The sequence below is a fragment of the Streptomyces malaysiense genome (genome assembly GCF_000980885.2).
Classification (GTDB): domain Bacteria; phylum Actinomycetota; class Actinomycetes; order Streptomycetales; family Streptomycetaceae; genus Streptomyces; species Streptomyces malaysiense.
Map to the genome: position 1 here is coordinate 1 of NZ_LBDA02000021.1, position 10,257 is coordinate 10,257.

Annotated in this window: 7 protein-coding genes; 4 read left to right on the forward strand and 3 right to left on the reverse strand. The window is 71.0% G+C overall.

Features of this window, described 5'->3' with window-relative positions:
- Positions 1-1,768: type I polyketide synthase (locus tag VT52_RS11265; protein ID WP_143070866.1), on the reverse strand; the 1,768-nt coding region annotated here is incomplete at its 3' end.
- Positions 1,769-1,929: 161 nt separating this feature from the next.
- Positions 1,930-2,355, reverse strand: a complete 426-nt coding sequence (locus VT52_RS11270) for an allene oxide cyclase barrel-like domain-containing protein (protein ID WP_071387424.1) — start codon at positions 2,353-2,355, stop codon at positions 1,930-1,932.
- 270 nt (positions 2,356-2,625) lie between these two features.
- On the opposite strand from VT52_RS11270, the gene VT52_RS11275 reads away from it, so the two are divergent.
- The 4 genes from VT52_RS11275 (at position 2,626) to VT52_RS11290 (ending at position 7,241) form a co-directional block, all read left to right on the forward strand.
- A complete protein-coding gene (locus VT52_RS11275) occupies positions 2,626-4,056 on the forward strand; it encodes an NDP-hexose 2,3-dehydratase family protein (RefSeq protein ID WP_240509714.1) in 1,431 nt (476 codons plus the stop codon).
- A gap of 70 nt (positions 4,057-4,126) precedes the next feature.
- Complete coding sequence (locus VT52_RS11280) at positions 4,127-4,864, forward strand: NAD-dependent epimerase/dehydratase family protein (RefSeq protein WP_071387425.1); 738 nt, start codon at positions 4,127-4,129, stop codon at positions 4,862-4,864.
- On the forward strand, positions 4,864-5,862 hold the full coding sequence (locus VT52_RS11285; protein WP_071387426.1) for an aldo/keto reductase: 999 nt from the start codon (positions 4,864-4,866) through the stop codon (positions 5,860-5,862). The genes VT52_RS11280 and VT52_RS11285 overlap by 1 nt, the downstream gene beginning before the upstream one ends.
- A gap of 167 nt (positions 5,863-6,029) precedes the next feature.
- The gene (locus VT52_RS11290) at positions 6,030-7,241 is read left to right on the forward strand and encodes a nucleotide disphospho-sugar-binding domain-containing protein (RefSeq protein ID WP_071387427.1); all 1,212 of its coding nucleotides are present in this window, start codon (positions 6,030-6,032) and stop codon (positions 7,239-7,241) included.
- A gap of 175 nt (positions 7,242-7,416) precedes the next feature.
- Here VT52_RS11290 and VT52_RS11295 read toward each other — a convergent pair.
- A partial coding sequence (locus VT52_RS11295) for a type I polyketide synthase (protein WP_143070867.1) occupies positions 7,417-10,257 on the reverse strand: 2,841 nt, incomplete at its 5' end.

Here is a 10,257-nt window from a genome sequence, read left to right on the forward strand (position 1 = left end):
TTTTCCGGTGGGCGGCGGCGGTGCCCCTGACGACGTCGGGGTGTTCCTCGCCTCGTGCCAGCGCGGCGAGTGCGGTGTGGAGTTCGTCGGGGTTCTGGCCGAGGATGACGGCGCGGTGGGGGTGGTGGGTGCGTGTGGTGGCCAGGGCGTGGCCGATGGCTGCGGGGTGCTGGTCGGGGTGCCGGTGGACGTGGTCGAGGAGGCGTGCGGCCTGGGCACTCAGGGCCGTCTCGGTCTTCGCCGAGACCGGCCACGCGAAGACAGAAGGCGCGGCGGGTTCCCCGTCGCGCGTCTGTGTGCCGGTGCCGGTGCCGGTGCCGGTGTCCTCATCCGTTTCCGGTGGTGTGCCGAGGTTCTCGGGAGCGGACGCCGCGGCGGCGGCGGGCGGACTCTCGAGAATCACGTGGGCGTTCGTGCCGGAGATACCGAAGGAGGAGACACCTGCTCGGCGCGGCCGGTCCGCCTCGGGCCATTCGGTGTTCTCGGTCAGCAGGTTCACGGCCCCCGACTCCCAGTCCACGTGGGGAGACGGCGCGTCGATGTGAAGGCTCTGCGGCAGGACGCCGTGGCGCATCGCCATGACCATCTTGATGACGCCCGCGACGCCGGCTGCTGCCTGGGTGTGGCCGATGTTGGACTTCACCGATCCCAGCCACAGCGGGCGTTCGGCGGGCCTGTCCTGGCCGTAGGTGGCCAGCAGGGCCTGGGCCTCGATGGGGTCGCCGAGGGTGGTGCCGGTGCCGTGCGCTTCGACCGCGTCCACATCGCTCGGCGTGAGGCGGGCGTTGGCAAGAGCCGCCCGGATCACCCGCTGTTGCGAGGGTCCGTTGGGGGCGGTGAGGCCGTTGCTGGCGCCGTCCTGGTTCACGGCCGAGCCGCGCAGCACGGCCAGGACCTGGTGACCGTTGCGCTCCGCGTCCGACAGCTTCTCCAGCAGGACGAGTCCGACGCCCTCGGAGAAACCCGCGCCGTCGGCGCCTGCCGAGAAGGACTTGCACCGTCCGTTCGGCGCCAGGCCCCCCTGCCTGGAGAACTCCACGAACACGGTCGGTGTCGCCAGTACGGTGGCACCACCGGCCACGGCCAGTGAACACTCGCCGTTGCGCAGCGCCTGCGCGGCCAGGTGCATCGCCACCAACGACGACGAACACGCCGTGTCAACCGTCACCGCGGGGCCTTCCAGGCCCAGCGTGTACGCGATGCGCCCGGAGGCGATGCTGGCCGCGCCGCCGTTGCCCGTGTAACCGTCCTGAGCATCCGGGTCCTGCGGTACCCGCATGGCGTAGTCGCTGGACATGATGCCCGCGAACACACCGGTGTCGCTGCCGCGGAGACTCTCCGGGAGGATGCCGGCCCGCTCCAGCAGCTCCCAACTGCATTCCAGCAGCCACCGGTGCTGCGGGTCCATGGCAAGCGCCTCACGCGGCGATATCCCGAAGAAGTCCGCGTCGAAACCACCGCTGTCCGGGAGGAAACCGCCCTGGTCGGAAAGGCTCCGGCCGGCCTGTCCGGGGGTGGGGTCGTGCAGGTCCTCGTCCCAGCCGCGGTCATCGGGGAAAGCGGAGATGGCGTCACCACCGGAGGCCACCAGTTCCCACAGCCCGTCGGGCGAGGAGATCCCACCGGGATAGCGGCACGCCATGGAGATGATCGCGACGGGCTCCTGCGCCGCCTGCAGCAGGCGTTGGTTCTGCTGCCGCAACCCCTCGTTCTCGAGCAGCGATGCACGTAGCGCCTCAATGACCCGTTCTTCGGGCGTTGCAACCATTCTGAGCTCCGTGTGGCTTCGTGGCGACCGGTCGCTCCGGGTCGCGTCCACACCGCCCCGGGCCGGCTGTCAAAATCCGAAGAAGAAGACCTCCCCGGGCCGCTGCTCTCACCGCGCGGACGCCGGGGAGGTCCCGTAGTGCACAGGCCTTGCCGGAGTTCTCAGCCCCGCAGGAAAAACGAGGACTTGAGGATCGTGGTCTCGCCGTCCGGCCGGTCGTAGAACTGGAAGTGGCGCGTCCCGGTCTTGCCGAGGTACCGGCCGCTGGTGCCGACCGCCTGCACCGAGTGCTCCTTGGTGATCTGCGACGGGTCGTGAGGACAGGCACCCGTCCACAGGATCGTGCCGTCCTCCAGATGATCCGTGGCGCTGAACAACTGGAAGCGGTGCTCGTCGCCCTCACCGTTGGTGGACAGCACGCCGGTACCGACCGAGGTACCGATCTTGTTGCCCTTCTCGTCGAAGAGGTCGTTGGTGAACTCCACGCACACCCCCATGCCTTCGCGCTTGTCGCGGGTCACCTTGGTGTGGACCACTTCCTTGATGTCGATCATGGCGATGACTTCTTCCTTGGGCGCGTCGGTCATGGCGTTCCTCTCGTGGTGTCCACTGGGGCGTCGGCGGTCACGGCCGACGGTCGTTCAGCGCTGCACCGCCGCTCACGGAGGGGCAGCACACATGGGCAGTCATGCTGGCCAGGACCGCTTAAGTCGACCTAACGCGCGCCTTGGCGGCTCGATGCGCGCGGGCACCGCGGCACACCCCCGGACGACGGCGCGTTGGCCCGGCTTTGCCGCACCTTTAGGGGCTGCTGGTGCCCTGACGTTCGTGCAGCTGGCCATGGAGAGGGGACCGGCATGACCGACATGACCGTCGTCGCCGGTGACGAGACCTGGCGCGCCGACTCCTACGTCGCCGCGCAGTTCACCAGATCGGCCGTCTCGGAGGACCGTGCGGCGCAGCCACTGCCCACCTTCGGGGAATGGTGGGAGGACCGCCGCCGCGCCGCACTCTTCTCCGTCGAAGAAGTGCCGTTCCGCGAACTCGACGGCTGGAAGTCGCAGAGCGGCAGCGACAACCTCGTCCACGAGAGCGGTCGGTTCTTCGCGGTGCAGGGAGTCCGGGTCGAATCCGAGACCCACGGAACCTGGTCCCAGCCCGTCATCAACCAGTCCGAGATAGGAATACTGGGACTGCTGGTCAGGGAATTCGGCGGAGTGCCCCACTTCCTCGTACAGGCGAAGATCGAACCGGGGAACGTGAACACCCTCCAGTTGTCACCGTCCGTACAGGCCACGCGCAGCAACTACACGCGCGTCCACGGCGGGGCCGACACCCGGTACCTCAAGTACTTCCGCGGCGGCGGAGGCGGCCAGGTCCTCGTGGACTCGCTCCAGTCGGAACAGGGCGCCTGGTTCTGGCACAAGCGCAACCGCAACATGGTCGTCAGGGTGACCGAGGACGTCCCGCTGCACGAGGACTACCGCTGGGTCACCGCGCAGCAGCTACGACGGCTGCTCGGCGTCGAGAACCTGGTCAACATGGACACCCGGGCCGTGCTGGCCTGCATGCGCTTCGCGGCGCCCCCCCGGCACCTGCCGGCACACGACGACCCCTACCTGCGGGCGCTGTGCCGCTCCTACGACCCGGTGAACGGCACGGCGCTGCACACCGACGTCGAGATCCTCAGCTGGCACACCGAGATGCGCACACGCTGCGACTGGCACACGTCCCTGGTGCCGCTCGCGGAGGTGAGGAACTGGCGGCGTTCCGGCAGTGCCATCGAGGACGAGGAAGGACGCAGCTTCAGGGTCATCGGGGTGCGCGTGCGGACGGGCAACCGCGAGATCAACCAGTGGTCGCAGCCGCTGATCGCGCCGCGGGGAACGGGACTCGCCGCGTTCCTCACCACATCCGTCCACGGGGTCCTGCACGTACTGGTGCGGGCCCGCCCCGAGCCGGGCGTCATGGACACCGTCGAGCTGGGACCGACGGTCCGGCGCACCTCCGAGACCGACGTCGCCGAGGACGAACCCTTCCACGCAGAAGTGGCCGCCGCCGACCCGCGACGGGTGCGGTTCGACACCGTGCTGTCGGAGGAGGGCGGCCGGTTCCACCACGCGCAGACGCGCTACCAGGTCATCGAGGCGCCCGACGGCTTTCCGACCGAGGTGCCGGACGACTTCTGCTGGGTCACCGTGCACCAGCTCATGGCTCTCCTCAAGCACAGGCACTACGTCAACATCGAAGCACGCAGTCTCCTCGCCTGCCTGCACAGCCTCTGGTGAACGCGAGGCCGGCAGCCGACGGCAGCCCCGCCACCACAGCGAACCGCCGGAAGACAGGAGCTCTTCGCCGATGGAAGTCATCGGGGACGGATTTCTCGCTCACCACCTGCGAACGATGGAAGCGGCCCGCTCCCACGTGGTGGTCGTCGCCGCCGGGGTCTCGACGACCACCGGCCTCGAACTGACGCAGTACGAACGCGAGAACGCACTCGTCCGGGAGACGATCCGGCAGTGCCGGACCAAGGGACGGCAACTCGTCTTCTTCTCCACCGCGTCCGCCGGCATGTACGGCGCCGAGGGGTGCCGCGGTGTCGAGGACGACGCCGTCACGCCCATCTCCCCCTTCGGCGAGCACAAGCTGAGACTCGAACAGGAGGTGCGCGGCTCCGGTGTGCGCCACCTCGTCCTGCGCCTCGGGCACGTCGTGGGCCCCGGGCAGCGCGGCCATCAGCTGGTGCCCACGCTCGTACGGCAGTTGAGGAGCGGACGGATGACCGTCTACCGCGGCACCCGCCGCGACATCCTCGCCGTGGCGGATTTCGTCACGCTCGTCGAGGGGCTCCTGTCCCGCGGTGTGGAGGACCAGGTCGTCAACATCGGCTCCGGGCACGACGTACCGGTCGACCGGATCATCGACCACCTGGAGGAACGGCTCGGCGCCACCGCCCGGCGCGACTACCTGGACGGCGCCCGGAGCTCCTGCACGCTGTCCATGGACAAGCTGCGCCGCCTCGTCCCCGCCTACGACACCCTCGGGTTCGGTCCGGAGTACTACCGGACCGCCGTCGACAGCTATCTGGAGGGGTGATGCACCCACTCGACTTCCACACCAGGCTCGGACGCACGGCGCTGAAGGTCGGACGGTTCGCACTCGGCACCGTCAACTTCGGCGGCCGGGTGGACGAGGACGACGGTCACGCCATCATGGACCGGGCACTGGAACACGGCATCAACCTCTTCGACACCGCCGACATGTACGGCTGGCGGGTGCACAAGGGCTACACGGAGGAGACCATCGGCCGCTGGTTCGCGCGCGGCAACGGCAGGCGCGACAGCGTCGTCCTCGCCACCAAGGTCGGCAACCCCGTCGGTGACGGACCCAACGACCAGGGCCTGTCCGCCCACCACATCATCGCCGCCTGCGAGGCGTCGCTGCGCCGCCTCCGCACCGACCACATCGACCTCTACCAGATGCACCAGATGGACAGCGGCGCGCACTGGGAGGAGATCTGGCAGGCCTTCGAGACGCTGACACGCCAGGGCAAGGTCCGCTACGTGGGCTCCTCCAACTTCGCCGGCTGGCACCTGGCCACCGCCCAGCAGACGGCCCGGCACCGCGACTTCCTCGGACTCGCCTCGGAGCAGTGCGTCTACAACCTGGTCACCCGGCACGCCGAACTCGAGGTCATCCCGGCGGCCCAGGCGTACGGGATCGCCGTGCTTCCCTGGTCACCCCTGCACGGGGGGCTGCTCGCCGGAGTACTCAGGAAGATGTCCGAGGGCACAGCGGTGAAGTCCGCCCAGGGACGCGCCGCGGACACCCTCGAACGACACCGGAACGCCATCGAGGGCTACGAGAAGTTCTGCTCCGAGCTGGGAGAGGACCCCGCCCACGTCGGCCTGGCCTGGCTGCTCTCCCGCCCAGGGGTGACCGCCCCCGTCATCGGCCCCCGCACCGTCGGCCAACTGGACGGCGCGATGCGGGCCTTCGACATCCGGCTCTCCCAGGAGGAACTGACGAGGCTCGACACGCTCTTCCCACCGATCGGCAAGGGCGGGGCCGCGCCCGACGCGTGGATCACCTGACTCCGGGCGACCACCGTACGCCCCCGACCCCGACCCCGCCCCCGACCCCGATCCCTCCCCCGATCCCGCCCCACGGGCGGAACGCCCCTGCCGAAGCGCCGGTGCCCCCACGGCACCGGCGCTTCGCTCACCTGCCGGCCGACTCCTCATCGAAGGGGACAGACACCATGCGTGTGTTGTTCGCACCGCACACCTCGCCGAGTCACTACCTGCCCGTCGCCCCGCTCGCCCAGGCATGCCGGGCTGCCGGGCACGAGGTGCGTGTCGCCGTTCAGCCACCACTCGTCGACGTCGTGCAGAAGTCCGGTCACGTCCCGGTGACCATGGGAGCCGGCTACGACCACGAGACGGACCTGGCCGCACTGCTGCGCGACGACATGCGGACCTACGGACGTCCCCTGACCGCCGACCTCATGGCCACACTCGCCCCCGAGGCACGAGAAGGCATCCGCAACCGGATGCGCGACTGCCAGATCAGGATCGCCGAAGCCGTGATCGAGGAGCTGCTGCGGTTCACGCGGACCTGGCGCGCCGACATCGTCGTCGCCGACCCGATGATGCTCGCCGCTCCCCTTGCCGCGGAGGTCACCGGAATCCCGCTCGTCCACTACACCTGGGCTCCGGACTACCTGCGCCACCAGGTCGGATTCCCCGGCGTCGGCATGCCCGTCGACAGGTGGCCCGAGACCCTGGTCCGGCTCTTCGCCAGGTTCGGCGCGCAGCCGCGGCCCGAGTACGCCGGCTGCACCCTCGACCCCTGGCCGGACAGCCTTCAACTGCCCGGAATGCCCAACCGCGTTCCGTACCGCTACGTGCCCTACAACGGCCCTGGCACCGTCCCCGACCTGCTGTGGCGGGAGCCCAGGCCCCGCCGCCGGATCTGCGTCACCTGGGGCACGGTGGCCACCCGCAGGACCGGACCGGAGGGCTTCCTCGTCCCCCGCGTCATCGAAGGACTCGCCGGGAGCGACGCCGAAATCGTCCTCGCCCTCGCACCGGACGACGCCGACCGCCTGGGCACCCTGCCGCACAACGTCCGCGTCACCAGCGGCACACCGCTGCACGTCCTGCTGCCGGAGTGCGACGCCATCATCCACCAGGGCGGCGGCGGCACCACGCTCACCGCTGCCGCCTGCGGAGTACCGCAGGCCGTCCTCGCCCTCGCCGCCGACCTCAGACTCAACGCGACCCAGCTCGCCAAGGCGGGCGCCGGCCTGGCACTGGAACCCGGCCGCACCGGGCCCGCCGACATCCGCGCGGCCGCCGACGCACTCCTCGAAGACCGCGACCTGCGGGCCGCGGCGACCCGCCTCCAGGAAGAGATCCGGGCCCAGCCTTCGCCGGCGCGGATCGTGCCGGTGCTGGAAGGGAAGGTGTGACAGGTCCTGATCCGCCGCGGCGCGCGGTCTCCCGCCGCCGGCCAGGCCGCACACACGACGGTGGTGCCGGCCCCCTCGGGGCCGGCACCACCGTCGCGTTCACGTTCACCTTCCGGGCCACCCGCCCCGGCGCCTGCGGACACCCGCCGGAGGCACCGGGACAGGGGGCACCGGGTCAGGAGGCGTCGTCGGGGCTCGGTCCCTCCACTTCCTCGTCCGTCCCCGGCGAGGCCAGGGCCATGCGGATGAGGTCCTCCGCGCTGGCCGTCCTGATCTCGTTCTCCCGTTCCTCCCGCTCCTGCTCCCCCGCCGCCAGCCGTGTCGCCGCGCTCTCCCCGTGCTCACGTGCCAACCGCAGCAGCACGTCCACGAGACCGTTCTGCCGCAACGCCTGCGCCGGGATCGACGCGATCACGTCCCGCAACGCCTCGTCGCTCAGCCCGCTCCCCTCGTCGGGACCGGCCTTGGCGCACAGCTCCTGGTGGAGCAGCTGACCGAGAGCGGTGGGGGTGGGGTGGTCGAAGACCAGGGTGGCCGGCAACCGCAGTCCGGTGGCCGCCATGAGCCGGTTGCGGAGTTCCACAGCCGTGAGGGAGTCGAAACCGAGGTCCTGGAACGCCCGGTGCGGATCCACGGCCTGCGGCCCGGAGTGCCCCAGGACCGTCGCGATCTGGCCGCGGACGAGCTCCAGCAGCAGGGCTCGCTGCTCGATCTCCTCCAGCCGCGCGAGGCGTGCGCGCAGCTCGTCCGCGCCGTCGTGACGGGACGCCGGGCCGGCCACCTCCGGAACCAGCCCCGCCAGCACCGCGGGCAGGGTCCCCGCCATCGCGTGCCGGCGCAGCGCGGGACGGCTGAGACGGATCGGCACGGTCGCGGGCGACCCGGAGCCCAACGCGGCGTCGAACAGTGCCAGGGCGTGCTCGGTGCCCAGGGGCATGACGCCCGTCCGGTTCATCCGGGCGAGGTCGGTGTCCGTGAGTCGGCTGGTCATCCCGCTGGTCCGGGCCCAGTAGCCCCAGGCCAGCGACGTGGCGGGCAGACCCGCCGCGTGCCGGTGCGCGGCCAGTGCGTCCAGGAAGGTGTTGGCCGCGGCGTACCCGCCCTGACCCGGACTGCCGAGCACTCCCGCCGCCGAGGAGAACAGGACGAAGGCGTCGAGACCGAGGTCCTTGGTCAACTCGTGCAGGTGCCAGGCCGCGTCGGCCTTCGGACGCATCACGGCGTCGATCTGCTCCGGGGTGAGAGAGGTGATCACCGCATCGTCGATGACGCCCGCGGTGTGGACGACGGCTGTCAGCGGACGGTCCGCCGGCACCGACGAGACGAGCGCGGCCAGTGCCCGGGGGTCGCCCGTGTCGCAGGCGGCGAACGTCACCCGCGCACCGTGGGCGGTCAGTTCGGCCTCCAGCTCCTGGGCACCGGCGGCCCGCGCACCGCTGCGGCTCGCCAGCAGCAGATGCCGGATGCCGTGCGCCGTCACGAGGTGGCGCGCGGTGAGCGATCCCAGGGTGCCGGTGCCTCCGGTGACGAGTACCGTCCCCTCCGTGTCGAGCACGGGGGCGACCGGCGGCTCGGCCGGCTCGGGGACAGGCACCAGCCGGGGCACGGAGACGACGCCTTCCCGCAGCACCAGCTGCGGTACGTCCTCCGCCACGGCCCGACGGACGGCGGCTGCCAGGACCTCCCGCGAGGCGTCGCAGTCGTCGAGATCCGCGACGACCACCCGGCCGGGATGCTCGGACTGGGCCGAACGGACCAGCCCCCACACGGCGGCGCCGGCCAGGTCCGTCTGCGCGTCGTCGGCCGCGACGACAGTGGCGTCACCCGTCAGCAGGACCAGGCGACTGCCGGAGAGCCCCTCGTCGGACAGGAAGTCCTGCAGCAGCGTGAGCACCCGGCCCGTCACCAACCGAGTCCGCGCCGCGGGGTGTTCCGCATCCGTACTCCGCTCCGAACCGCCCACCAGGGCCACGACGACGGAGGGAGCGGCGGAACCCTCGGTGGCGAGCGCCTCCGTCAAGGCACTCAGTCCCGGGTACGTGTCGCCGAGGAGCCCCGCGGCCCTCGGCAGCGAACCGTCGTCGAGGACGGCCCACGCCTCTTCTGGCACCTCCGTACCCGACGGCGGAGCCGACTCCGTCCACCCGAGCCGGTAGAGGCAGTCGCCGTCCGTGTCACCGGCCCCGAGCTTTCCGACATCGACCGGCCGCACCACCAGTGACCGCACGCTGGCGAGGGGAGCGCCGTCGGTGTCGGTGAGTTCGACCGACATGGTGCCCTCGGGACCGGGGACGATCACGGCGCGCAGTTGCCTGTGCGTCCCGCCGTGAGCGTGCAACGTCACGCCGTTCCACGAGAACGGCAGCCGCACGTCCTGGGCGTCTGAATCCTCCCGAGCGGTCGCAGCGAGCACGGCATGCAGCGCGGCATCCAGCGCCGCGGGGTGAATGTGGTGCCCCTCCAGCGGCAGGTCCTCGGCAAGGGCGACCTCCGCCTCGATCCGTCCTTCGAGCACGCGGGCGGATCGCAGCCCCTGGAAACGGGGACCGTAGTGGTAGCCGCGCTCGGCCGCCCGGTCGTAGAAGTCGGCGAGCGGCAGCGACACCGCGTCGCCGGACGACCAGGGGACCGGCGTGACGTGCGACGCCGCCCGGTCTTCGCGGTCGGGTGCGCTCAGGATTCCGGTGGCGTGCTGGGTCCACTGGTCCTGTGCGTCGGTGGGCCGGGTGTGGATGGTGAGGGTGCGGCGTCCGTCGTCGTCGGGTGCCTGGAGGGTGACCTGGAGGTGGAGGCTGCCGGTTTCGGGCAGGACGAGGGGCGTTTCGAGGGTGAGTTCCTCGACGTGGTCGAGGCCGGTGTGGTGGGCGGCGTGGAGGGCGAGGTCGAGGTGTGCGGTGCCGGGGAGGATGACGGTGCCGGCGACGGCGTGGTCGGCGAGCCAGGGGTGGGTGTCCAGGCTGAGACGACCGGTGAAGGTGGTGCGGTTGTCGGTGGCGGATTCGAGTACGGCGCCGAG